Annotated in this window: 25 protein-coding genes; 11 read left to right on the forward strand and 14 right to left on the reverse strand. The window is 45.8% G+C overall.

From position 1 onward, the window contains the following. The coding region (locus QUB37_RS08975) for a Calx-beta domain-containing protein (protein ID WP_333161079.1) at positions 1 to 1,320 on the reverse strand (1,320 nt) is incomplete at its 3' end. A gap of 37 nt (positions 1,321 to 1,357) precedes the next feature. Between QUB37_RS08975 and QUB37_RS08980 the strand changes: the two genes are divergently transcribed. The 7 genes from QUB37_RS08980 (at position 1,358) to QUB37_RS09010 (ending at position 6,823) form a co-directional block, all read left to right on the forward strand. After that, positions 1,358 to 1,525, forward strand: coding sequence for a hypothetical protein (locus tag QUB37_RS08980; protein WP_333161081.1), 168 nt, complete (start codon positions 1,358 to 1,360; stop codon positions 1,523 to 1,525). 611 nt (positions 1,526 to 2,136) lie between these two features. After that, positions 2,137 to 3,351 (forward strand): DUF4350 domain-containing protein, encoded by a 1,215-nt coding sequence (locus QUB37_RS08985; RefSeq protein WP_333161083.1) that lies wholly within the window; start codon positions 2,137 to 2,139, stop codon positions 3,349 to 3,351. After that, a complete protein-coding gene (locus QUB37_RS08990) occupies positions 3,348 to 4,298 on the forward strand; it encodes a MoxR family ATPase (RefSeq protein ID WP_333161085.1) in 951 nt (316 codons plus the stop codon). Before QUB37_RS08985 ends, QUB37_RS08990 begins: the two co-directional genes overlap by 4 nt. Positions 4,299 to 4,312: 14 nt before the next feature. Beyond that, on the forward strand, positions 4,313 to 4,756 hold the full coding sequence (locus QUB37_RS08995; RefSeq protein ID WP_333161087.1) for a GNAT family N-acetyltransferase: 444 nt from the start codon (positions 4,313 to 4,315) through the stop codon (positions 4,754 to 4,756). Between the two features lie 61 nt (positions 4,757 to 4,817). Next, entirely contained in the window at positions 4,818 to 5,117 is a 300-nt protein-coding gene (locus QUB37_RS09000; RefSeq protein ID WP_333037263.1) for a helix-hairpin-helix domain-containing protein, read from the forward strand. Next, on the forward strand, positions 5,114 to 5,503 hold the full coding sequence (locus QUB37_RS09005) for a VOC family protein (protein ID WP_333161089.1): 390 nt from the start codon (positions 5,114 to 5,116) through the stop codon (positions 5,501 to 5,503). Before QUB37_RS09000 ends, QUB37_RS09005 begins: the two co-directional genes overlap by 4 nt. A gap of 12 nt (positions 5,504 to 5,515) precedes the next feature. After that, on the forward strand, positions 5,516 to 6,823 hold the full coding sequence (locus QUB37_RS09010; RefSeq protein WP_333161091.1) for a DUF58 domain-containing protein: 1,308 nt from the start codon (positions 5,516 to 5,518) through the stop codon (positions 6,821 to 6,823). On the opposite strand, the gene QUB37_RS09015 is transcribed toward QUB37_RS09010, so the two are convergent. Continuing rightward, positions 6,801 to 7,727, reverse strand: a complete 927-nt coding sequence (locus QUB37_RS09015) for a hypothetical protein (protein ID WP_333161093.1) — start codon at positions 7,725 to 7,727, stop codon at positions 6,801 to 6,803. The genes QUB37_RS09010 and QUB37_RS09015 overlap by 23 nt on opposite strands. A 203-nt stretch (positions 7,728 to 7,930) precedes the next feature. Further along, complete coding sequence (locus QUB37_RS09020; protein WP_333161095.1) at positions 7,931 to 8,899, reverse strand: stage II sporulation protein M; 969 nt, start codon at positions 8,897 to 8,899, stop codon at positions 7,931 to 7,933. 80 nt (positions 8,900 to 8,979) lie between these two features. Between QUB37_RS09020 and QUB37_RS09025 the strand changes: the two genes are divergently transcribed. Both QUB37_RS09025 and QUB37_RS09030 read left to right on the forward strand, forming a co-directional pair. Next, the gene (locus QUB37_RS09025) at positions 8,980 to 9,843 is read left to right on the forward strand and encodes a glycerophosphoryl diester phosphodiesterase membrane domain-containing protein (RefSeq protein WP_333161097.1); all 864 of its coding nucleotides are present in this window, start codon (positions 8,980 to 8,982) and stop codon (positions 9,841 to 9,843) included. Between the two features lie 218 nt (positions 9,844 to 10,061). Further along, entirely contained in the window at positions 10,062 to 10,850 is a 789-nt protein-coding gene (locus QUB37_RS09030) for an RDD family protein (RefSeq protein ID WP_333161100.1), read from the forward strand. Between the two features lie 93 nt (positions 10,851 to 10,943). Here QUB37_RS09030 and QUB37_RS09035 read toward each other — a convergent pair whose 3' ends face one another. Beyond that, entirely contained in the window at positions 10,944 to 13,052 is a 2,109-nt protein-coding gene (locus QUB37_RS09035; protein ID WP_333161102.1) for a GAF domain-containing protein, read from the reverse strand. A gap of 313 nt (positions 13,053 to 13,365) precedes the next feature. On the opposite strand from QUB37_RS09035, the gene QUB37_RS09040 reads away from it, so the two are divergent. After that, complete coding sequence (locus QUB37_RS09040; RefSeq protein ID WP_333161105.1) at positions 13,366 to 14,277, forward strand: pantothenate kinase; 912 nt, start codon at positions 13,366 to 13,368, stop codon at positions 14,275 to 14,277. Positions 14,278 to 14,308: 31 nt separating this feature from the next. Here QUB37_RS09040 and QUB37_RS09045 read toward each other — a convergent pair whose 3' ends face one another. The 4 genes from QUB37_RS09045 to bcp all read right to left on the reverse strand — a co-directional run bounded on the left by QUB37_RS09045 (position 14,309) and on the right by bcp (position 16,408). After that, positions 14,309 to 14,473 (reverse strand): hypothetical protein, encoded by a 165-nt coding sequence (locus QUB37_RS09045; RefSeq protein ID WP_333161107.1) that lies wholly within the window; start codon positions 14,471 to 14,473, stop codon positions 14,309 to 14,311. Next, positions 14,436 to 15,242 carry an alpha/beta hydrolase gene (locus tag QUB37_RS09050; protein WP_333161109.1) on the reverse strand — a complete coding sequence of 269 codons (807 nt, stop codon included), beginning with the start codon at positions 15,240 to 15,242 and terminating at the stop codon, positions 14,436 to 14,438. The genes QUB37_RS09045 and QUB37_RS09050 overlap by 38 nt, the downstream gene beginning before the upstream one ends. Before the next feature lie 159 nt (positions 15,243 to 15,401). Continuing rightward, entirely contained in the window at positions 15,402 to 15,857 is a 456-nt protein-coding gene (locus QUB37_RS09055; protein ID WP_333161110.1) for an NUDIX hydrolase, read from the reverse strand. Between the two features lie 77 nt (positions 15,858 to 15,934). After that, complete coding sequence (gene bcp / locus QUB37_RS09060; RefSeq protein ID WP_333161112.1) at positions 15,935 to 16,408, reverse strand: thioredoxin-dependent thiol peroxidase; 474 nt, start codon at positions 16,406 to 16,408, stop codon at positions 15,935 to 15,937. 761 nt (positions 16,409 to 17,169) lie between these two features. Here bcp and QUB37_RS09065 point away from each other — a divergent pair. Next, a complete protein-coding gene (locus QUB37_RS09065; RefSeq protein ID WP_190738786.1) occupies positions 17,170 to 17,361 on the forward strand; it encodes a hypothetical protein in 192 nt (63 codons plus the stop codon). Positions 17,362 to 17,460: 99 nt separating this feature from the next. On the opposite strand, the gene argH is transcribed toward QUB37_RS09065, so the two are convergent. The 6 genes from argH to QUB37_RS09095 form a co-directional block, all read right to left on the reverse strand. Continuing rightward, entirely contained in the window at positions 17,461 to 18,846 is a 1,386-nt protein-coding gene (argH, locus tag QUB37_RS09070; protein WP_333161114.1) for an argininosuccinate lyase, read from the reverse strand. 288 nt (positions 18,847 to 19,134) lie between these two features. Further along, entirely contained in the window at positions 19,135 to 19,374 is a 240-nt protein-coding gene (locus tag QUB37_RS09075) for a hypothetical protein (protein ID WP_333161116.1), read from the reverse strand. After that, a complete protein-coding gene (locus QUB37_RS09080) occupies positions 19,364 to 20,851 on the reverse strand; it encodes a PP2C family protein-serine/threonine phosphatase (protein ID WP_333161118.1) in 1,488 nt (495 codons plus the stop codon). Before QUB37_RS09080 ends, QUB37_RS09075 begins: the two co-directional genes overlap by 11 nt. A gap of 677 nt (positions 20,852 to 21,528) precedes the next feature. Beyond that, entirely contained in the window at positions 21,529 to 23,286 is a 1,758-nt protein-coding gene (gene ftsY, locus QUB37_RS09085) for a signal recognition particle-docking protein FtsY (RefSeq protein ID WP_333161120.1), read from the reverse strand. A gap of 121 nt (positions 23,287 to 23,407) precedes the next feature. Further along, positions 23,408 to 24,040: a transcription antitermination factor NusB gene (nusB, locus tag QUB37_RS09090; protein WP_333161122.1), complete on the reverse strand. Its 633-nt coding sequence runs from the start codon at positions 24,038 to 24,040 to the stop codon at positions 23,408 to 23,410. Positions 24,041 to 24,312: 272 nt separating this feature from the next. Next, the gene (locus tag QUB37_RS09095) at positions 24,313 to 25,038 is read right to left on the reverse strand and encodes a DUF502 domain-containing protein (RefSeq protein WP_333161124.1); all 726 of its coding nucleotides are present in this window, start codon (positions 25,036 to 25,038) and stop codon (positions 24,313 to 24,315) included. Between the last annotated feature and the right edge of the window lie 107 nt (positions 25,039 to 25,145).

Consider the following 25,145-nt stretch of genomic DNA (forward strand, 5'->3'; position numbering starts at 1 on the left):
CGCCGACGTTCCAGTGTAATCAGGTGCACTGCCTGTTGAACTTGCCGAACCGTCAAGAGTAGAGTAGTTAATCGATGCAGCCGCCGTGTCACCGGTGCGAGTAACGTCAATCGTCGCCACGCCGCCTTCAGCCACCGTGTAATTTGGTTGGGCGAACTGGAAGATACTTGGAGTTGTCGCCGTCGGAGTCGGCGTCGGCGTCGTCCCAGTTGTCGCCACATCATTAATCGTCAAAATTGACGGACTACTGCCGACATTGCCACCGAAGAGCACCAAATTCACCGTTTCGGGCGATTCCAATGTCAAATCACTCAAAGCCGTCACGGTGAAACTAGCGGTAGTTTGCCCCGCAGCAAAATTCAACACTCCCGCCGACGTTCCAGTGTAATCAGGTGCACTGCCTGTTGAACTTGCCGAACCGTCAAGAGTAGAGTAGTTAATCGATGTGGCCTCCGTGCCACCGGTGCGAGTAACGTTAATCGTCGCCACGCCGCCTTCAGCCACCGTGTAATTTGGTTGCTGGAACTGGAAGATACTTGGAGATGTAGGAGTCGGCGTCGGCGTCGGCGTTGGCGTTGGCGTTGGCGTCACATCAATGCCTTGATATTGAATACTCCGCACTAGGTAGTCGGAACTATCGCTTAAGGAGGCACTGGTGCTGGGGCTATCGTAGGCTTTGGCGGAGAACCGCAGTTCGTCAAAAGCGACGCTAGTGGAATTTGCTTGTATCTCGAATGTGTAATTGCCATCGGCACTATCGCCAATGAAAGTCACTCCATCTGAAGACACACCGATCAGTTTTTGAGGGGTAGGAGCGTTGACGCGAGCGATCGTAAAATTGCTGGCCGATACCTCCGTCCCATTATTAAAGAGTTTCAGCAAACCAACTTCATTACCTTGATCGTTCACTGTAGTAGAACTTGATTTGGGAAGTAATCCACTGAGGCCGATCGTGGCGCTAGTGATGTCTTTGTTATCTGCCCATTTCACCTTCAGCGCTTGAGATAGATTGGTGTTGGGGTCATAGTTGATTTCCGCCCGCAATTTATTGACATCGGTAAACCAACCACTATAAGAGCCTATGACACCAATACCACCGGTACCGCCGTAGCTCAACCCGCTTTTAGGGGTTTCGTTTGTTGCTAACGTGAGGTTGCTGATGGGAGTAGGGTTAGTGTAGTTCGTTTCAAAGCTATCAAAAGCTATCCCAGACAGTTGGATGCCTTGATTCTGGGCGGCAGTAGGCCATTGTGCGATCAGGTCACTAATGCTGCTGTAATTAGTGTCTTGACCCAAAGAACCATTGATTGAAGTAGCCATAGCTTCTCCTTTGATGATGAATAATTAAAGATTAGAAGTGACTGAAAAGCAGAGGTTGGGCTTTCTTGTAGCGATCGGTCACAGCAAGAAAAATTTCGTCATTAAGTACGTGAAGTACGTGCAGGTAAATCAAGTAAAAACGCTTAGGCTGCCAAAATGCTTGCCCAATAAGCAGTTGAAGCCTTTATTGCCCCTGCGTGATTAAATGTTGAGTGTAATTATTACTTGCAACTACTTATACAGATGCTTATTCTTTACTTTCATCATCAATAACTTCGATCCGGAAGATTTTCCGATAATTTTTTCATCCCTCTAAAGAGTGGGTTTTCCACATCTGTAGAGGAGAGCTTAAATCCCACATTCCGCACCCCCCAACGGGCAGCGTACACCTGGTTCTGCGGACAAAAGTAAATCTGGATTGACAAAACGTGAGTATAAATACTTCTAAATTTATATTTCTAAGCAGAACCCTGTTGGGAATTCCTGAAAATTGAGGTTCGGGCGTAAGTTACAGCGTATTCGTTTATGAAATACACCCCAGAAACCTGGTTCCTTTACAGTTCCCGCATCATTACTGATTCTGTTGCTCGAAATTCGGTTTTTCGCGATCTACATTTACATGGAATATGCTGTAAATCTGACTTCCTTAAAAATGCGATGGTAAAAAACCAAGTTTATTAGTGAGCCGTAATGTGATTGACGATCGCTAAAATATCTCAAATGGGTTCTATATGAGGAGTGAGTTGATCCATTCAAAACCCGCCCTCATGTTATATTTATTTGTACTTACTTACTTACTTACTTACTTAACGAGCGATGAACTTGTCAAAGCGTAGGTTATGGTTGTTGGGAGCGATCGCCATTACTGCAATAACGATCGTTACCCTGTTCTTTGCTCCTGCTAACAACAAAGTCAACAGCGGTTCTACTTATAATAGAGCGCCGGACGGCTACGGAGCATGGTATGCTTTTATGTCAAAACGGGGAACCGAGGTTCAGCGTTGGCAAAAACCTTTTGAAGACTTTGCTAAAAACCAAGATGCCAAACCGCCTAGTACACTTTTACGTATCTATAGTAGCTTAATACCAGAAGTTGTGCCTGAGACCGAGAAAAGGTGGGTGGAAGAGGGCAATATTTTGGTATTTTTGGGAGTTCGCGCACCAGTAACACCAGCACCTTTTAGTAGTTTTCACCCAGCTTCATCCGGGGCAATCAAGATTGACACTGGGCGGAGATATCCCAGCGATAAAAAACAAATCTTAGAGGATCAATTTGGGGCAATAGTTTGGAAAAAAACAATGGGAAAGGGTACAGTTTATTTTGCCAGCACCTCCCATTTAGCTGCTAATGCTTATCAGGATTTTCCAGGTAATTATGAATTTTTAGCAGGGCTGGTTACTCAAGAAGGTAGAGAACAAGAAATAGAGGGAACCCAGCAGGCTCTAGCAGTGAAATTAATCCAAAATTCGAGCAACCCGCAAAGCCAGCAAACGAGTAAACTCCTCAATAAAGTCTGGGTAGATGAATACATTCACGGCTACAAAGATGCCGAACTTATTGAACGCGAATACGAGGGAAATTTATTCACTTATTTAGCCAAAACTCCTCTATTTCCCGTTTTGATACAGGGTACAGTTATTTTACTCGTTGCTATTTTTGCCGGGTGGAACAGGTTTGGACAGCCTGTAACTATATCAGCGCCGCCGATTGACAACAGCGAAGCTTACATTCAAGCATTAGCAGGTGTTTTGCAAAAAGCAAACAGCACTGATTTTGCGATAGAAATTATCGGGAAAGAAGAACAGTTACAACTACAAAAAGCATTATTATTGGGACAGACCTCACTGGAAAGTGACACCCTAACAAATGCTTGGGTTGAGCAAACAGGGCGAAAAGCGGCAGAATTGTCAGAAATTCTGCCCTCGCCATCTCATAAACGCCGAATCAGCGATTCTGATTTGCTAGCCTGGTTGGGTAAATGGCAGCAGATCCGTCAACATCTCCCCTCTGGCAGGAAAAATCTAAAATGAGCGAAACAAACTCGATTTTCAAACGCCTCAGCCAAGCCCTCGACAAAATAGTTGTGGGTCAATCTTCCACTGTACAGCACTTGCTAGTGGCACTTTTGAGCGGCGGCCACGTGATTATTGAGGGAGTCCCTGGAACCGGGAAAACTCTACTTGTAAAAGCGATCGCCCAATTGATTCAAGCAGATTTTCGTCGCATTCAACTAACGCCGGATATTTTGCCGTCGGATATCTTGGGAACGAATATTTTTGATTTTGAAAGCCAGAGTTTTACCCTAAAAAAAGGACCAGTGTTTACTGAAGTTTTGCTGGCGGATGAAATTAATCGCACGCCTCCGAAAACCCAGTCAGCACTGCTAGAAGCAATGGAAGAACAGCAGGTAACGTTAGACGGTGAGACTTTAGCTCTGCCAGAATTATTTTGGACGATCGCCACTCAAAATTCCTTAGAATTTGAAGGCACTTATCCGCTACCAGAAGCTCAGTTAGACCGATTTTTATTTAAACTGGTGGTTGATTATCCCGATGCAGCCGCCGAAAAGCAAATGTTACTGAACGCAGAGGCAGGATTTCGCGCTAAACGCCTCGATTTAGCTCGGATTAAGTCTTTAGCAACGGTAGAGCAAATAATTAGCGCCCGTCAAGCAGTACAAACAGTCAAAGTAGAAGAGAAAGTGCTCGATTACGTGCTAGCTTTGGTACACAATACGCGAAAACATCCCGATTTGGCATTGGGTGCTTCTCCGCGATCGGCAGTAGCTTGGTTGCAAAGTAGTAAAGCTCACGCTTGGCTAGCCGGCAGGGATTATACTACTCCTGATGATGTCAAGGCGATCGCACTGCCACTTTTGCGTCACCGTCTGATTCTCAAACCCGAATCGCTGTTAGATGGTTTGCAAATTGATTCGGTAATTGCTTCGGTATTAAAACAAGTTGCTGTACCGAGGTAAACAGAAATATAACTATGACCATTGCAATCAAAATTCTGGATCGTAATGATGTAAATATTCTCAAGAATGTCGATCCCGATGTCTTTGACAACTCGATCGATATCCCACGTACTGAAGAATTTTTGACAGACTCGCGCCACCATCTGGCTGTTGCAATCGATGACGATCGAGTTGTCGGCTTTGTCTCAGCAGTTCATTATGTTCATCCCGACAAGGCACATCCCGAACTGTGGATTAACGAGGTTAGCGTAGCAGAAACTCATCGTCGGCAAGGTTTGGGGAAGCGTTTGATGAATGCAGTATTTGAGGTCGCTCGTGAGTTTGGTTGTACAGAAGCTTGGGTGTTGACCGATCGCGAAAATACAGCAGCGATGAATCTATATTCGGCTGTTGGTAATCCAGAAACACCGAGCGATTGTGTTATGTTTACCTTTCGTTTGGAGGAATCGAATTCATGACAAAAAATCTTTATTACGCAAGTATTGTAGGAATTGATCTCAAAAATACCACACCAGAAGTATGAAGAAGTCTCTAAACGAAGTCAAGAAGCTTGAAGACCTGCCAAACATTGGGAAATCAATGAGTGCGGATTTGCGAAGCATTGGTATTGAGCAACCCGATCAACTTAAAACGCGATCGCCATTAGAAGTCTTTCACGAACTTGCTAATGTCATGGGACATCGCCACGATCCATGTGTACTTGACGCTCTCATTTCTGTCAAAAGATTCCTCAATGGCGAACCAGCTAAGCCTTGGTGGAGGTATACTGGCGAACGACGTAAACTACTTGCAAATCATGTAAAGGGAGAAAGCAAATGAAATTCGGATATACAATTATTTACGTTGCTGACGTACTAAGTTCATTGACTTTTTTTGAAATGGCTTTTGGGTTAAAAAAGAAGTTCATTGATGAATCAGGAGATTATGGTGAACTTGACACTGGGGAAACAACTTTATCTTTTGCTACACATTCTTTAGGCGCGTCAAATTTCCCAAATGGTTATATTTCGGCTGATTCATCGGATAAACCTTTGGGTATTGAAATAGCACTTACCACTGATTCAGTAGAAATGGCTCATCAACAAGCGATCGCAGCAGGTGCATTAGAGTTAAAAGCACCTCTCCAAAAACCTTGGGGTCAGATTATTTCCTATGTTAGATGTCCAGACGGAACTCTCGTTGAATTGTGTACACCAGTATCTTAATCAGAAATTGTAATGATTCCTGCTATTCGCCTTTATTTCCTGTTAGCGATCGCCATTCCGATCGCCCTTTTGCTGGCTATGCTGGTAAATCAGCAGACAAGTATTATCGGCACTTTGCTATTTGACTGTTTAATTTTAGGTCTAGCCATTACCGACGCACTGCGCGTAAAATCTCATCGGGTGCAAGTGACACGCCATCCGTTGCACAGACTTTCGATTGGGCGAGACAATCCGGTTTTACTGTCAGTGCGATCTGCAAATCAAGCAGCTAAAATTAGCCTGCGCGACTCCTATCCGCTAGAGTTTGATGTTTCTCAACAGATGCTGGAAGCAGACCTCAATCCTAACAGCGATGAGGAATTAACTTATACAATCCGCCCGTCAAATCGCGGAGAATATAAGTGGGGAGACATTCAAGTGCGGCAGTTGGGAAACTGGGGTTTAGCATGGCACGACTGGACAATACCTGCTAGTGAAAAAGTTGCCGTGTATCCCGATTTAGTGATGTTGAAAGAACTCTCTATTCGGCTAACATTGGAAAATAGCGGCACAATGCGTGGGTTACGAAAACTCGGCATGGGAACTGAATTTGCCGAACTGCGGGAATATGGTATTGGTGACGATCCTCGCTTGATTGATTGGAAAGCTACTGCGAGGCGATCGCGCCCTTTAGTCAGAGTTTTAGAACCAGAAAAAGAGCAAACTTTGATTATTTTACTAGACAGGGGACGGCTGATGACGGCGCGAGTGCAGGGTTTGAAGCGCTTTGACTGGGGAGTTAATGCAGCGCTGTGTTTAGCCTTGGCTGGACTAAATCGGGGCGATCGCGTGGGAGTCGGTGTGTTCGATCGAGAAATCACCACTTGGATACCCCCGGAACGCGGTCAACATCAACATTCTAAATTAATTGAACGCCTTGCGCCAATTCAGCCAGTTTTGTTAGAACCAGACTATGTTGGTGCTGTAACTAAATTAGTAAGCCAACAAACTCGCCGTGCATTAGTAGTGCTAATTACTGATTTAGTAGATGTCACAGCTTCTACAGAAATGCTTTCCGCTTTAGCGCGTTTAGCACCTCGTTATTTACCTTTTTGCGTAACTTTGCGCGACCCTCTAGTTGACAAAATCGCTCACACTTCCACCGTGGAAATTACACCTACTTATAATCGTGCTGTCGCTTTAGATTTACTAGCGCAGCGTCAGGTAGCTTTTGCACAGTTGAAACAAAAAGGAGTTTTGGTTTTGGATGCACCAGCCAATCAAATTAGCGAGCAATTGGTTGACAGATATCTGCAACTTAAGTCTCGGAACCAGCTTTAATCTTCTCAGCTTCCGCAGCATTCGCCAAGTAAGGTAAAGGCCCTTTGAGAACCAACCAGTTTTTATAGATGAAACCGATTACCCAAGGGGCTGACAAAACAAAAAACAAGACACCTAGCTGTATTTGAGAGCGAAATACATCTAGAACGTTTCCTGTTTGATTGCCAACAAATACTAAATTCCACATTGTAAAACTAAGGCTTTCCCAGGCAGAAAAAATTATTACTATAAGTAAGCTACGGTTTTTTGTATACAAAATTATGTGGATTAAGAACGAAATAATTATAGAGATAAAATACTGATAGTCAAAAGTTATATACAGCAGACAAACAGCTATTATTGCTGGGATGTTTCCCCATTTTACAGCCCATCTTTGTAGAATAATACTTATCCAAACAAAGGCAGAGAATATGGGTTGTATTGCACAGCCTATAGCGAAAATTAAGTAGTACAGTGCAGGAGAAAAGGTTTCTGAAGCTGTAATTAAAATACTGCTATTTCTTTCGTCATTAAGTATTTCTAGAACAAAGAAAGGTACAATAAAAGACAAAAAATAATAAAAAATTTGGAATACACTTAGGGAAAAAAACACGGTAGTGATCGCCAGACATACTAAGGGCAACCATTGGTAGCGATCGGGAACTTTACCAACCAGATATTTAATTTCAATTCCCGCTAGCCTGCATTGTCGCAACACTAAACCCAGTATCAAAATCGATAAATAAACTGGAACTATTTGATAAACTAATGGTTGTGTACCATCACACAGCATCCCACGTGAGCTAATTATTGCTATCTGAAAGTAAATACCGCTACTTAATAAAAACCACCATCCCAATATATGCCGAACCTTGATTAGATAAAAAGGATTTTCTTTGGGAAAGCGGATGTTAGTAAGAGTCATGATTTTAATTAATTATTTGGCTCGATATGGGTAGGTAAGGTGCTATTTGGGTCAATTTAAAGTCAAATGTATTCACAGACTGCTGTTTGACTGTTAGATTTAGATGCCCCCTAGCACCCCTTAAGAACGGGGGAACCGGAAGCCCTCAAAGTCCCCCTTATGAAGGGGGATTTAGGGGGATCGCCCCGATTTCAACCTCCAAATTATCTAGAAACTTCAGCCGATCGCCTTTTACTGCAATACATCACCAACAGCGCAAACAACCCGATCCCAGCCAAATACTTCAACGGATCGGGAATTGCCGGATTTGGCGAGAAAAAACCCTCGATTGTACCAGCAATTACCAGCATCGGCACAATCCCAAATAGCAATTGTGCAGCTTGAGTACCGTAAAACTTCATGGCATCAGCACGGCGATATTTGCCAGGAAAAAAAATTGCCCTGGCGATGATTAAACCAGCGCCGCCAGCTAAAAAAATCGCTGGCAATTCCAGAGAACCGTGAGGAAATACAAAAGCCCAAAAAGGGTAAGCTAAATTATGCTGAGCTACTAAACTGGCGATCGCGCCGATGATCACTCCATTAAATGCCATAATATAAACAGTGTAAAGACCGCCAACTATTCCTCCCCCAACAGCAGCAAAACATACGGATAGATTGTTAGTCATAATACCGCTAGAAGCTAAAGGTTCGACTCCCACAATTGAACCCATCCACAATTTCCCGTCATCGCGTACCGTTTTAATCAAATGTCCAGGAACTACTAGGGACAAAAACGTCGGATCTTGCCAAGCAAACCACCAAGCAATCAACGCCATTACTAAAAAAATACCCGTCGCAGTCGCCGTATAACCAAACGTCTCCTGTACCGTAGCCGGAAAACCCCAGCGACAAAACTCCACCATAGCTTCCCAATCTTGGCGGCGCGAACCTTGGTAAATTTGGGTGTAGCCACGAGAAGTTAACCTTTGCAAATCTTGTAACAAAATATTACCGACTTCATTTGTCCTCGCCCTAGCCAAATCCGCCGAAACAGAACGGTACAAACTCGCTAATTCCCTGATTTCAGACGCAGGTAAGGACTTTAGTCCCTTTTTTTCCACTTGCTGTAAAAGAGTGTCCAACCGTTTCCAGTTGGGTTCCCGCCGCGCGATCCAACGTTTAATATTCATAAAGTTTTCACTAAGTTCTATTAGATATAGCTTAAGATAGTTGTAAATTTTCCGCCTCACACAACTATACCCATCCAGTCATGCCTAAAAAAAATCTTAGTTCTTCTGGACAAACAGGCCCCTTGAGCGTCGGTAATGTGGTTAGCGCTAGTTTGCGGATTTACCGCGACCATTTTAAGTCATATTTTGGTTTGGCTTTCACAGCTTATCTGTGGTTATTAGTTCCGATTTATGGTTGGGCTAAATATTCTGCCATCTCAGGGCTCATTTCTCGTCTGGCTTACGGTGAAGTTAGGGAAAATCCTGAGACTGTCAGTGATGCTAACAGTGAGGTGAATCCTCGGATGTGGCGTTTTTTTTGGGCAGGTGTATTGACATCTCTGATTTACATTGGAGTCTACTTGGGATGTGCGATCGGGCTGTTAGTTGTGGGGGTGGGGGCTGCTACTATCTTTGGGCAAAATGGCAGAATTATTGGAGGTTTGCTGGTAGCCGTTGGGGTCATTGCTTTCTTAATTATATATATCCGAATTCTCTCTCGCTTGCTGATTGTTGAGGTGCCGCTGGCGATCGAGAACAATCAGAGTGCTAGTTCAGCAATCAGTCGCAGTTGGGAGTTAACTAAGGGGTCGGTTGGACGCATTCAGTGGATAGTTGTTGTTGCCTTTTTGGTCTCTCTTCCGGTTTACATTGTATCAAATGTACTTACCGCGATCATTCAAATTGTTTTACTTAGACTTTTCGGGCCAGAATCCAGTCTATACTTCTTATTTTATTGGATTTTGATTGTGGGACTGAGCTTTGGCTTTGGCGCACTGGTAACTCCTTTTTGGCAAGCTATTAAAGCCATTATCTACTATGACCTCCGCAGTCGCAAAGAAGGTTTGGGTTTGCAAATGCGCGATAAAAAACGCGATTCAAACAAGCCAAATACCAAAAAATGAATGCCCCAATACCAGATTGATTAAATAAATTTGGTATTTAAAAAAATTAATTTTTTTAAGAAAAAACGCCCAACTTAACCGAATTTACTCTCTCTTGAAAAGTAAGCCCACCTAATTAAACCTAAGCTCTGCCTTCTGCGTTCTTCCTTCTATCCTTTACATCCGTTACATCCCGTACATTGCTCGTTGCCGAACCTTCTTCCTTCTTCCTTCGACTTATGCCACTTTTTAATCGCTTCACTCTCCACACTCCCGAAAGTGTAGAACTCGAATTTACCTTAGCGGGAATTGGCAACCGAGCATACGCATTGCTGATAGACTATATCATTTTGGGTTTGATGATATTAGTGTTTCTATTAGGTGCGCTGATATTTAATTCAGTGTTGCTTGAGACGATCGCAAAGTTGCTAGGAAGTACCAATCGCTTAGAACTCTGGTTGATAGCAGTTCAGGCATTAATTGGTTTTTTCATTTATGTAGGTTACTTTGTATTTTTTGAAACGGTGTGGTCTGGTCAAACACCAGGCAAGCGTCGTGTCAAAATCCGAGTAATTAGGGATGACGGCCGTCCAGTCAGGCTTCAGCAATCAACACTGCGGGCTTTGATCCGGCCTTTTGACGACTTATTTTTTATAGGCGTATTTTTTATAGTGTTCAGCCAGCGGGAAAAACGTTTAGGAGATTTGGTAGCCGGCACCCTGGTAATTCAAGAAGAACAACCTCTGACAACTACTGCATTGAAAGTATCGACATCGGCTCAATCCCTGGCAAAAAAATTGCTGATGGATACCGATATCTCCCGCTTACTGCCAGAAGATTTTGCTGTAGTTCGAGAGTATTTGCAGCGGCGCGAAGCTATGATACCTAATGCCAGAAATGAATTGAGCAAACAACTGGCTACTCAGGTTAAAGAAATTATTGGTTTAGGAAAACTGCCGACAAAAGTTGATGCTAATCTCTTTTTAGAGGCTGTATATTACGCCTACCAGCAGCAAGTTGACAATTAATATCAAGCTGGGTTAATTACTTATAAATCCACGGGCATGGGGAATTAGGCATGGGGAATTGGGCATTGGGCATTAATCTGACTAAAGCAGGAATTATGCACTTACCCTCCTCTGAGTTGTCAGGGGCAACTCTACAATAAACTCACTTCCTTCGCCAACCTGACTGACGCAACTCAGCTTGCCACCGTGAGCTTGAACAATTACCTGATAGCACACTGAAAGCCCTAAACCCGTACCTTTACCCACAGGTTTAGTAGTAAAAAATGGGTCAAAAATCTTGTCTTGAATTTCCGCAGGAATGCCAGTTCCCGTGTCGCGGACAGAGATTGTTACCCAGTCCGGCTCGCTTTGCCAACTGCGAATAGTTAATTCCCCCGGTTTGCTCGTTGACTGGAGCGCATCTAAAGCATTGTCTATCAAATTATAAAATACTTGGTTGATTTGACTGGCATGACATTGGACGGGCGGCAAACTGCCGTATTGCTTGTCTATTTTGATATGGGTTTTTAGCTTATTTTGCAGCATCAAAAAACTGCTTTCTAAACCTTCATTCAAATCTACTGGTTTTAATTCAGCGTGGTCTAAACGAGAAAAATTTCGCAGCGTCATCACGATAGAGCGAATCCTCCCGCTGCCTTCCCGCATTGAATTGAGCATTTTACCAAAGTCTTCTCGAATGTAATCTAGTTCTAGTTCTTCATTGATTCTGACAATTGCTTCTGCTGCTTCCGGGCAGGCATTTCCGGCCTGTTGTAGAGCTTCGTTCAAGGCTTTAAAATATTCTTTAGCGTGAAACAAGTTAGCGTGGATGAAATTGTTGGCGTTGTTAATTTCATGAGCAATTCCCGCTACCATTTGCCCCAAACCTGACATTTTTTCGCTTTGAATCAATTGCTGCTGCGCCGATCGCAATTCTTCTAACGCTGCTTGCAATTGCTGGGTTTGAGCTTGAGATTTGACCGCAGCTTCTCGGACTTTACTGTAAAGTTCTGCTTGCTGAATGGCGATCGCCATTTGGTCGGCTAGCTGCGACAACAACTCCATTTCTTGCCGCTGCCAATTGCGGGTATCCCCACACTCGTGAGCGATCAGCAAACCCCACAGTTTACCGGGAAATTTTAAATTAGAACTTCCGGCTGTATGGAGTGAACTTTCTTCGCTTCTGGATGTAACAATCGGCACGATCAGGTTAGCTTTTACTTGCAAACTGTCTAAGAAATCAACGTGGCAAGGCTCTAAACCGGCATTGAAAATATCATTAATTGCTTTGACTCGCCCTTGCTGGTAAAGATCGGCGTAATCTCCCCGAAAACACTTATCAGCCCCCATGTCTCCTAAAATTGAAGGCCAAGGAACGGTCATGTTTTCAACAACAACTTTTCCTTGCCAGTTGTCTTGAAACTGATAGATAATTACTCGATCGCACTGCAACAGTTGGCGGACTTCCCTCACCGCTGTTTCCAGGATAGTTCCCAGATCCAGGGTACTGCGAATTTGGTTGCCGATCAGCCGTAGCAGCGATTCTCGTTCGGCTTGACGCCTGGTTTTGCTGTAGAGTTTGGCTTGATTGATCGCGATCGCCAATTGCGATCCTACCCCTTCTAAAAGCTGCCGTTCCCAATCAGTCCATTCCCGTTCGCGATCGCACTGATGCAAGCCAATTATGCCATTCACTTCACCTTGATAGCGAGTAGCTACTGCCAGCATTGACTTAATCTCCAAAGCTTCGGCAATTTTTCTGGTTTGTGGGTTCAATCCCGGAAAATCGACAAACTTCGTCACTGCTAGGGACTCTTGCTGAGACACGACGGCAGCCAAATGCGGGTTGTCAGTCATCGGTACTTTCATTCCCAGTTGGATCGGATAGTCCCCCGCGTTGTACTCTCCGCGCGTGACTAAAGTTTTTTCTGTATTTGATTCTTTGACTAAAATGCTCACGCGGCTGCACTGTAACGCTTGCCCCAGCAATCTGCAGGCTGATGTCAAAATTTCTTCTATGTCAAGTGTACTGCGAATTTCGTTATTAATTTGGTTCAGCAAGTTTGATAACTGAACTTGCTGCTGCATCTGCACGATTAGGGCTTTTTGTTGGTCTATTTCCGGCAGCGAAAGACTTTCTTCTTGCATCCAGTTTTCAGATTCAGGCAACCGCGAAGTTACTCTGTGCCAGGGGTTTTCGTGTTCTTGTATTTTTAAAGACATATTTACTTAGCAGTTGTACAGTATTTTGATTGAGTCTGGTTTTATAAACCTGTGCTTACCCCGCCAACAGCCCCATTGCAGCTACCAGGACTTTTGGAATATCTTAAGACATTATAAAGGATGCAGCATGAGCAAAGCAATTATTTGCTTTACAAATATTTATATTTAGCAAGTATGCGCTCTGCCGCCCACAATACTAATTGGTGCGCTGCATGGAACTTGGTCAGATGTCAAATAGAGTTAACCGCCCGGTTAAGCGTAAAATTAATCTAAAATCTATCTTTAGTTCAATGTTTGCGCCGACTCGATCAACATGGAAAATTCAATTCCTGACAATTTTAGTTCGCCAGCAAGCACCGATAACATTACGTCTGGATTGACAGGTAAAGCCCAGATTAAAATAGCTTTGGCGATCGGCAATTCCCGACTGCACTGGGGATTATTTGTGGGGAAAACTCTGAAGAAAACATGGGATACAGAGCATCTCAATGCTGATACTGTTTCCTCGCTCTCGGAGCAGGAAAAAGCCGAATATTTGGTGCAAATAGTAATGAGGTCGATCGAGGAAATATCTGCTCAAAATCTCCTTTGTCTTCCTGCTACTCCCGCTTTTTCTAATCCTCACACACTTTCTTTCGTGCCACTGCCTCTAATTTTGGCTTCAGTTGTTCCCCAGCAAACAGCAATTTGGCAGAGTTATCCAGATGTCCGAATTATTACTTTAGACCAGTTGCCGATCGGGGGAGTCTATCCTACCCTGGGAATTGACAGAGCTTTGGCTGTACTGGGTGCTGGCAACCAATTTGGTTGGCCAGTTTTACTTATAGATGCTGGTACAGCTTTAACATTTACTGGGGCTGATGTCAATAGGTATTTAGTTGGAGGCGCAATCTTACCAGGTTTGGGTTTGCAGTTATCGTCGCTAGGTAAAAAAACCGCTGCATTACCTTTAATCACTTTACCACAAAATCTGCCGCACCGCTGGGCGAAAGACACTGCTGGGGCAATTCAAAGCGGAGTTGTGTATGCGACGGTGGCAGGAGTTAGGGATTTTATTGAAGATTGGCGGGGTTTGTTTCCTGATAGCAAAATTGCGGTCACGGGGGGCGATCGCACTATGCTTTTAAAATACCTCACAGCAGCCTTTCCTGATACAGCCGCAGGCTTAATTGACGCACCAGAGGCTATTTTTTGGGGAATTAGCCTGTTAACTGTTGACTGTTGACTGTTGGCTGTTGACTGTTGACTGTTGACTGTTAACTGTTGACTGTTACCAATGCCCGATGCCCAATGCCCAATGCCCAATGCCCGATGCCCAATGCCCAATGACCAATTCCCAATTCCCAATGACCAATGACCAATTCCCAATTCCCAATTCCCAATTCACCTAGCAAACTCGCGAATATAGTTAGCAACAACATCCGGGACTTCCTGCGGCAAATTGCTTTCCCCCGGACTGACTAATTGTAGTTCGGCATTAGGAGCCAGAGCAGCATAGGATTGACACAAAGACGAAGCTGCGGGAGTATCTTCAGAACCTTGCAACAGCAAAACAGGCGCTTTCAGCAAAGGCAAATTCTCCTCAACTAATTCCGCTGTAATTTCAGCCCGCCGCCGCCCGAACAGCAACTGCACGGCAACTGGGGACTGCATCAACTGCTGTCTGAACTTTAGCAATCCGTCAATCTTTTTTTGGCTACCCAGCAACTTAGCAATTGGATAGATCGATCGTAGCCACCACAAAGCCAGCGGAGGTTGACCGATCAGCCAGCTAGCCGTCTGCCACCGCCCCCGCCGGTTGCCAACCTTGACGCCTTCTGGGGCCAACAACACCAAACCCTGAACTCGATCGGGATATTTGATAGCGTAGCTGGTAGCCACCCAGCCACCCACAGAGTGAGCGATTAAATAAACCTGTCGCAACTTCAAAGTATCAAGGTATTGGGCGAGACATTCTACTTCCAGGTCGATCGAATAATGAAGATTCGGGCGTTCCGAGTCCCCAAACCCCAGCAAATCCGGTGCGAAGCAGTGGTAGTAGGGGCTCAAATGTTCGATCGTCCTTAGCCACTGACTGCTGTCGTGCCAAGAACCGTGCACAAATACTAAATTCGGGCCTTGACCGACTTCGTGCCAGAAGATTTGCCCTACAGAGAGTTTGACCCGAGAATTACGTAGCGGTGAGTACATCCGGTTAAATATTTAGTAATAAAAAGATGATTAATTTAATGTTCAGAGTTTGTGAATAAAAGTAGGAAAACAGTGAAAATTAATTCCACATTTATATACAGAAAATTTTTGACGGCGAGGTAATTTCCGACTTTGATCGAATTTGGATGCCCCGCCGATTTACGCCAAAGTTGTTAGGCCTTGAAAATAGTCCTGTAAGTGTTGGTTGTTATCGTGGCTCAGCGCGCCCTCCGGCAGCGATGCGGGCAAAAAAGCCTCAACCTCGCTGACTTCAAGCGTATCCTGAACTTGCATTTTTCCCTCTACCTCTGCTGCCACCACGATACAAATCGAGTGCAGGCGAGGATCTCGATCGGCAGCCGAATAAACACCCACCAAGCGACGGATTTTAACTAAATCGAGTCCTGTTTCCTCCGCTAATTCCCGGCGCACAGTTGTGGGAATATCCTCTCCCCAATCCACCATACCTCCCGGCAGTGCCCAGCGACCGTTGTCGCGGCGGCGAATTAACACAATTCGCCCGTCAGGCAATAGGGGAATCACCGCAGTACCAGTGACGGGATGTCGAAAAATCAGTCCCAGCACAGTTTGTACAATTTGCCACAATCGACGCATAAACTCAAAAGCTTGTTTAGGGGAAAGTAATTTCAGGTTTCTTAGCTGGCAGCTCAAAAGTCTTAATTTTTAATTTTTCATTCAGGCGAGAGGTCTGGCAAGTCTGCTAATATCTCGGCTGCGTGAGTTTCTGGTTTGACTTTCCGATAAACCTTTTCAATCCTACCATCAGGGTCGATCGCGAAAGTCGATCGAGTAATTCCCATAAATTCTTTTCCCATAAATTTTTTGAGTCCGTAACAGCCGTAGGCGCTAGCAACTTCGGCGTTTGAGTCGCACAGCAAGGGAAAAGGCAGTTGATATTTAGCTGCAAACTTGGCGTGGGCCCCGGCCCCGTCTGTACTGACGCCGAGGACTACTATATTGCGCGACTGGTACTGTAAGTAAATGTCGCGAAAGCCGCAAGCTTCTTTGGTACAGCCTGGGGTATTGTCCCGAGGGTAAAAGTAAAGTACAACTCGCCGCCCTCGAAAATCTGCAAGGCTGACGAAATTGCCTTGCGCGTCGGGCAGGCTGAAGACAGGTGCTACGTCACCGGGATTTATAGTCATTTGTCGTATTTTGTCAAGAGTTTATAGAAATCTTCTGCAAGATTGACAACATTGCGTCCCATCGCACCCAGATTCCCAGCGACTTGAATCCCCGTGTTCTTTTTTCTGGGTCTTGTACCGGGTGTGCTATGATCGTCATCGGTCTAAAATTGAGTATAACTAGCCAACGTAAAAACTTAACTGGATTAGTTGAGTGCGTAGTCTCACCTAACGGTGTTACGGTTTAGCTAGGCAGACAGGAATCCCCACACTGTACCGATCAAAGGTTAGTGTGGGATAAAAGGCTCGTCAGACTCCTGATTCCACCCGTTCATAATCTCATAAGCATAGCTTTGAGCCGTGGAGGGGTGGACAACGAGACGAACCAATTCCTTTTTATAATATAAGTGGGGCTGGACGTGTTCCTCACTTTAAAACGCCGTAGAGGGAAACGATTGGAGTACCTTGAAGGAAGTTCTCGATCTCCTTAACAGGACTCAGAAGCCTAAACCATATCGCTTGCGATTGTTGTGGGAGCGTCACGAAAGCTAAATTTGAACAAAACGTAGCTACAGAAAGAGAACTGATCGAGTACGGTAGGGCATACCGGAATTTACGCTTGGGGAGAAGACACCTATATTTTGGCTGGAGAAATCCTGTCACAAGCAAGTGACTTCGCTGAACCAAGAATCTCAGTCACCAAGAGTGCACAGAGTGTCAAACTTTAAGAATCCCCGTGCGTGAAAGCCCGGGGACTGTCAATGTTTATTAGTGAGGTCAGAATGGCTAAGCGCCGCAATCTCAAGAAAGAAAAGGCACAACGAAATCAAGCATACGCTCGCAAGTTTCGCAAGCGGAGAAATCAAGATATGTTCTCCAACAAGAGAAGACGATTTGACGGCGGTAACGGCGGTGGCATGGGCGCCATGAGCGGTGGCGGCAGAGACAAAGACATGGCTGCTGCTGAAGATTAATTGAGTCAGGCTATCTGCCGAACTTAGAACCAGAGTGGAAAACACGATCGTTCTAAGGAAAGATAGCCAGCGGGAATTTGTCCAATAATTCAACGATGTTTAGGCGATCCGATCGCGCGCAGCGATAAGTGATTTTCTCACTTGTTCAAACCCGGTACCCCCGTAACTATTGCGAGCCGCCACCACTTGCTGAGGTGCGATCGCGCTGTAAATGTCTGTCTCAAAGGCTGGGTGCAAGTCTTTCCACTCCTCAAGTGTCAAATCTTTGAGGAGTTTGCCCCCCGAAAGGCAAGTTTTGACGACTTTGCCGACAAGGTTGTAAGCTTCCCGGAAGGGAACACCTTTCGAGGCCAAGTAGTCGGCTACGTCTGTAGCGTTAGAAAAGTCTTCCGTAACAGCAGCAGCGAGGATCTCGCCATTAAACTCGATTCCTTCGCGCAACAAAATGGTCATTGCTTCTAAGCAACCCTGTACCGTTCTTACGGTATCAAACAAAGCCTCTTTATCTTCTTGTAAATCTTTGTTGTAGGCCAAAGGAAGTCCCTTCACTACTACCAACAAGGCTTGCAAGTTACCGAACACCCGCCCCGCTTTGCCCCGCACCAACTCCGGCACGTCGGGATTTTTTTTCTGGGGCATGATGCTAGAACCAGTAGCGCAGCTATCTTTGAGCGTAATAAATCCAAATTCGTGAGAAGACCACAAAATCATTTCTTCTGACAAACGGCTCAGGTGTACCATAATCAAGCTGGCTGCAGCGAGAAATTCTATGGCGAAATCTCGATCGCTCACTCCATCTAAGCTATTAGCATAAACCTTGTCAAAATGCAATAGTTCTGCCGTATAATGTCGGTCAATTGGGAAAGTCGTCCCCGCCAGCGCGCCACAACCCAAAGGCGAAACATTCACCCGCTTGCAGATATCGCCGAGACGTTCCCAATCGCGATCGGTCATTTCAAAATAAGCTAAAAGGTAATGAGCCAAACTGATCGGCTGGGCGCGCTGCAAATGAGTGTAACCGGGAATTAAAGTTTCTACATTACGATCGGCAATATCGAGCAAAACCCCTTGAAATTCCCGTAATTGCTCGCGAATTTCGGCGATGCGATCGCGCAAATACAAGCGAGTATCAGTGCCGGCTTGATCGTTGCGCGATCGGGCGGTGTGCAACTTTTTCCCAACATCCCCCACGATATCCGTCAGCCGCTTCTCTACAGCGAAGTGAACGTCTTCTGCATCAACTCCCGGAACAAAAAGTCCTTGGCGGTATTCCCGGCGGATCTGTTCCAAACCATTGACTAACTGTTCGCCTTCTGCTGCGGAAATAATCCCCGTTTTGGCCAGCATTTTAGCGTGAGCGACAGAACCAGTCAAGTCATACTCAATCAATTCAATATCGAAGCCAATACTAGCATTGAATCGGGCGATCGCCGGGTGCAGCGCCGATTCAAATCTTTGACTCCAAGTTTTTTGTTGTGTTGTCATTGCTCAAGCTAAAACTAGATTATATCTCTGTTGCAGAAGTCTATAAAAACCGATTTGTAGCAAAGACTTTAGTCTTTCCTCCGGTTTGTAGTCAGCACTTTAGTCCTCCATCCCAAATTCTGTAATAAAAAACTCAAGTCCTGACTAACAACTTTTTATACATCTTTTGACCAGAAAAAACTGAAGTCTTGACTACAAAATTGTGAAACTTTTGCTGCATCACAAAGAAGTGAAGTTTGGGCTACAAACCTTTCAAATCCGTTACCGATACCTTCTTCGACAATAACTCTAACGAAAAATGCCTTTAAAGAACCAGCCCACAAAAATACCTATAAAAAAAGCTCCTATTTGACCAGTCGAAACAAAATTGTTCCAAGCTTTCTGGAAATTCGTAAAAATTTCGTAACTTTGAGCCAAAAACACCGTCGAACTCAAATGAGATTTCAAAACTAACACGTGAGCGATATCGTTCCAATTAATCGAACTGGTTAATCCAGCAGTAATTTCCGGCATTAAATTAACTATCATGGTGATTTTCTCCTGCTAAAGGTGTTACCCTCAGTACAACCAGTGTCATGTCATCTTCGTTACGATTGCCGATGCCGATAAACTGGTGTACGCGATCGAACAAATAATCCAAAATTTCTTCAGACTGCTGGTAATTTTGACAGGCCCACTGAAAAGCCGAGGTCAAATTATCCTCATCAAAGCGATCGCCCCTTTGATTAGAAGCATCGGTAAATCCGTCTGTGTAATAAATAATAGTATCTCCTGGCTGCAATTGCACTTGAGCTTCTTGGTAATGCGAATCAGCATCCAGGCCAATTAACATTCCCTCCAAAGTATCGAGCTGAAGAATCGTATTAGTTGCAGCTTGCCACAGCAAAGGCGGGTGGTGAGCAGCATTGCTGTAAGACAAAACGCGAGTTTTCGGGTCATACTCCGAATAAAACAGAGTCACAAAACGGTGGGAATTTTCCAAATCCGCGTGCATAACCCGGTTTAAATGTTGCAAAATTCTCGACGGCGAGTGGCGGTTCAAAACCTCCGCCCGCAGCATACCCCGTGTCATCGTCATCAACAGGCCAGCCGGTACTCCTTTGCCCATCACGTCGCCGATCACAATGCTCCAGCGGCCCTTGTCGATTTTGGACTTGAGATTTTTAATTAGGGATGGGGGGTGTTCCCCCTCATTTTCCTTGCCGATCGGGTCATAGTCAGCGGGAATAAAATCATAATAATCTCCGCCGACTCTGCTAGCAGTTTGGCAGCGGGCGGCCACGTCAAGGCCGGGAATTTTCGGACAACTACGGGGTTGCAGCCGCAATTGAATTTCCGCCCCGATTTCTAACTCTCTGTCTAAGCGGTCTTTTTCCGCCAACTTAACAGTAAGTTCGTCTTTGCAAATAGCCACAGCGGTTTGATCCGCCACCAACCGAACTAATTTCTGTCTGCTGGGAGTCCAGAGATATTGCGGATCACTGCTAAAAACATAAAGCCGTCCGCGTTCCAAATTGTTGACTAAAATTGGCGCCCCAAACAAATGAACATCCGGGCCCAAATAACGACCGACTTGCAAGTCTAGACTAGAAGTTTGCCCAGAGGTTTCCGAAAACGTTCCAGCAGTAGCGCCCACACCTGCTGTAGCTTGCCTGGTGGCTATTTCCAGCGCTTTTCGCATATCTTGGCACTGCCGTCCTTCCTGACAATGCAACTGCTGGAACCTGACTTGACCGTTGGGTTTGAACAGCACTAAAGCTCCCCCATCGGCGTCCGTAACGCGAGTCGCCACCAAAGGCACCAACTCCAAAAATTGGTTGAGATTGTTAAAACTTCGCAGGGCAAATCCCAGCGAACCCAACATATCTTGAACGTTGTGCTGATATCGGTGCAAACGCGCCACCAGTTCTTTGAGGGCAAATACTGGCGTCGCGTCGGTGGAATTGCGACCCGAAGGGCGGTCAGCAGGTTGAGGTGAGGGACGAGGCAAAGGCACAGCAGTCATTGTAAATTTGTGATTTTCGATCTTAGACGGAGGAGGAATGATTGAGGACTTACGGGCCACTTGAACAGAAACCCGTTTTTTTTTCGAGCAAGCAGTTTGGTTTGATCAAGTAAGTTGGGTACTAGGACATTGGTATCAACTTAAGTCTGAAATTCTTAAGCAATCTCGTTTATAGCTGAGTCTATATCCCCTAAATCCACGTCGCTTGCTTTACTTGGGCGGCCCCAAGACCGCAGTGGCTTCCCTTAAGAAGGGGGACTTTAACCAGTTGCTGTCGCCCTTCTTAAAGGGAGGGTCAATCGATTTTAGATTTTAGAGGCGACCCCACGGATAAATGCGGGGGCTTGAGGATTTTCGATTTTCGATTTTGGATTGATTCCACGGATAAATCACGTGGCGGGTACCATCAAGAAATTCGTGGTAAGGGGGATCGGGAAGAATGTGCAATCAGACAGCAGACTGATACTAAATTTGACACACTACTGGCGCTTTGAACGCAACCCAGCAAGAACAGGGGGAAGGTATTGTTTCTAGGTATTTAGTTTTACTCGCCGCCCGTGGTGGCGCAAGTCCTGCGATGGTAGTTTGAGGTTAACGATTTGAGATTTTGAAACTCTGTATCCGCCTCCAAAAATCGGGGCGGCTGGCAGATACCTCATCAATCTAAAATCTAAAATCTAAAATCTAAAATCGAGTAGGGCTTCCACAAATTCGTAACTAGAAAACGGGCGCAAGTCTTCGATGCTTTCCCCGACTCCAATAAAGCGGATTGGCAGACCAAGCTGCTGCACTACTGCTAGGGCAACACCACCTTTAGCAGAACCGTCAAGTTTTGTCAATACTACTCCACTTAATTTGGCCGATTCTGCGAACACTTCTGCCTGTCGCAAACCATTTTGACCCAGTGTGGCATCCAAGACCAGTAGAGATTCTACGGTAGCGCCTGGGGCTTTCTTGTCTACAATGCGACGGATTTTACTTAATTCGTCCATCAGATTTTTTTTGTTTTGCAGGCGGCCTGCGGTGTCTACGATCAGCAGTTCTGTGCCGCGGGCGCTGGCAGCGGCGATCGCATCAAACACGACAGCAGCCGGATCGGTATTTTTCCCTGGGTTGGCAATAATTTCGACCCCACTGCGGGAACCCCAAACTTTTACCTGTTCGACGGCGGCGGCGCGGAAAGTGTCGGCGGCAGCAATCAGGGTTTTGTAGCCTGATTTTTGGGCAATGTGGGCTAGTTTGCCGATCGTCGTAGTTTTGCCCGCACCGTTGACTCCTACGATTAACCAGATGTTAAAAGTGTCTTTTTCCGGGGCAAATGTCAGGCTGTAGGCGGGATTACCGGCGGCGGTTTCGGCACAGGGAGCGTCCAGAATGTCGCGCAGGATGGTTTTCAGGTAGGCTAGAGCCTGTTCTGGGGGCAGCACTTCTTGTTTGAGTCTTTCTTGGAGGCGACTGATAATGATGTCGGTGGCTGCGACTCCGACATCGGCTTGCAGGAGCAAAGTCTCAATTTCGGCTACCGCGTCTTGATTGAGCGGGCCTTGACCAACGATCGCCTTGAGTCGATTAATTAAGCTGCGGCGAGTTCTTTCTAAGCCTTTCCGCAGTTTTTGCAGCCAAGTGATTTCTTCAACGGATACTTGGTCTGGGCGGCGGCCTTGACTGGCTAAGATTTCTGAGGACCACAGGAAGCCTTCGTCAAAGGCGAAACCGGGAATTTCTTCGATAATTGCCGCTCTCTCGGCGGCGGCTGCAATTACTTCTGGTTCTTCAAGGGCTGTTTCTTTGAGGCGTTCGATGCGCTCCATGCGATCGGCCTGAGCTCTGGCCCAAAACGGCAGGGCTTCCGCTGATTCGCCCTCCGATACGAGTGATTCGGTTTCTACAACCTCCGTTGCAGGTTCGGCAATTTCTATATTTTCTGCTGTAACTTCTAATTTTTGAGCAATAGGTGCAATGTCGATCGCCCCGGCTGTGGGTTGCAGAGTTTCTGGAATTTCTGCTGGGTTGGCTGCATCGAGTTCCATCGCCTCGGTTGCTTCAAGTCCGGCGGGTTCTGCAACTTCTGGAACTTCTGCAACAGTTGGTGCTGTGGGTGCTGGTTCAAGTTCGATCGGCTCGGTTGCTTCAATAGTCGCCGGTTCTGCAACTTCTGCAACCGTCGCGATTTCTGCTTCGGCTGCTGGAACATCCGGCGCTGCTGTCTCGGAAACTTCTGTTTCTGGTTTTTGCTGTTTTTGAATATTTTTGTAAGCAGCTTTTGCCCAGTTGAGATAATCTTCGGCTACAGCGGGAGAGTCTTGCTCTGTTGCATCTGTTTGAGGCTCAACCGGTGCGGATTTTGCCGACTCATCTTGCTGCTGTTCGGGGGTTGCCTCTGTTTCTGAAGATTTGCTTTCGCTGTACTGGCGACGAAACCAATTAAATACCATAGTTGATGGGGAATAGAGAATAGTTATTAGTCATTAGTCCTCAGTCCCTAGTGTAGAGCCGATTGAGGATTGGCAATCACTAATGACCAATGACTGCTGACTAAGGACTACTGACTAAGAACTAGGGACTAACAACTTCTGCGTTGATTTTATCGACTACTCGGCGCAGGACTCCGTTGATGAAGCGATGTCCTTCGTCGCCGCTGTAGCGTTTTGCCAGTTGGACGGCTTCGTTGACGCTGACTTGTTCGGGTAAGCCTAGATATAGCATTTCGGCGATCGCGATTCTCATGATATCTCGATCGATCCGGGGCAACCGTTCTATTTGCCAGTCTACAAGGGATTCCGAGAGCAATTCATCAATTTGAACACGGTTGGCGCTGACTTTCGTCAGAATTTGCAAAGCATAGGTGCGGACATCTTGCTGGTTGGCTAGCTGGATTAGTTCTGGAAACTCCATTGCTGAACCGAGACGGTTGATGGCGGTTTGGGTGAGTTCGACTGCTTCCCGTACCATTGTTCTAGCACTTTGTATATCGGCGGCACGGATTTCGCTAGCAAGCAGTTTGTCGCTACTCCGCTGCACTTCGGATGCTGCTGCTTCTAGGGATTCTTGAACTTCTGCTGTCAGGGTACGGATGGCGGCGAGGAGAACATCTTGCAGTTTCTTGGCTTCTAAGAGTTCTGGATTCGTCGGCAGTTGGCTGATGCCGAGGAGTGCGAGTTCGCGTGCTGTTTCGCGGGCTTTTTTCATAGTTTTTAGATAGGGATTGAGAATTTAGGAAGTTTTTCGATCGCGCGCGGACTTGAACTTTAGCAGAAAACTCGACTAAAAGCGGTACAAGACAAGCCGTCTGACTCGCCAGCGGCGGGTAGTTTACTGATACTTGGCTGTCAAACCCAAGATTGATGCTCGAAACCGGGTTTCTGAGTTTAGGCTTTCTTGGTTTCGGCTGGTTTTGTCGAAATATTATCTGCTATGGGGAAAGTTTACACGGCCTTACGGGCCACTAAAGATGTCTTGGTTTAGTCTTCTTCGACTGGGACAGCCTGGTATCTTGATTCGGATACCAAGGGTTCGAGTGTTTTGCCCTTAATGTTTTCGGGGGTTACTGGAACTGAGTTGCTGGGGTTGACGATGCCGCCGGAGATGATGACTTTAAAGGCATCTTCGATCGACATTGACAAATTGACTAAATCTGCCTCCGGGACTATAGCGTACCATCCGGTGGTGGGGTTGGGAGTGGTGGGGATGAAAATGCCGATCGGGGTTTCGCCGGAAAGGTGAGGCGGAATATCGTTATTCTCGATCGTACCGGTCACAAATGCTAAAGTCCAGATGCCCCGCCGGGGATATTCCACTAACACCACGCGGCGAAATTTGTCGTTTGATTTGAGGAGGGTTCCCAGCAGTTGTTTGAGGGTTTTGTAAACCGAACCGGCTAGGGGAATTGCCTGCAACACCCGTTCGCCAAAATCTAGCAGCCACTTGCCGAAAATGTTGCGGGCCATTAAACCGATGACTAAGATGCTCAGCAGGGGTACAGCCAGCCCTACTAAAAGATTTAGCAGATTCACCAAAATCGGGTGGAGTCCATCAAAAGGGTTGATCTGCTTGGGAATTTTGGTGAGAAAATTGATCACCCAACTGGCGACGGTTATTGTCAGCCAGATGGTGGTAGCTAAGGGTATCACTACCAATAGTCCTGCGATCAGGTCGTTTTTTAAGTCTTGTTTGATGCGTTGGAGCACGGCGGGTCAAATCTCCTCGTAACTGGTTGCCAATAACCTGAATAAACCTGAGACTAAAGCAACTGCACGGGCTTTACTGGAAGTCACCATAGATGATCGTCTTCAAT

Origin of the sequence: Microcoleus sp. AT3-A2, assembly GCF_036705685.1 — a bacterium.
Lineage (GTDB): Bacteria > Cyanobacteriota > Cyanobacteriia > Cyanobacteriales > Microcoleaceae > Microcoleus.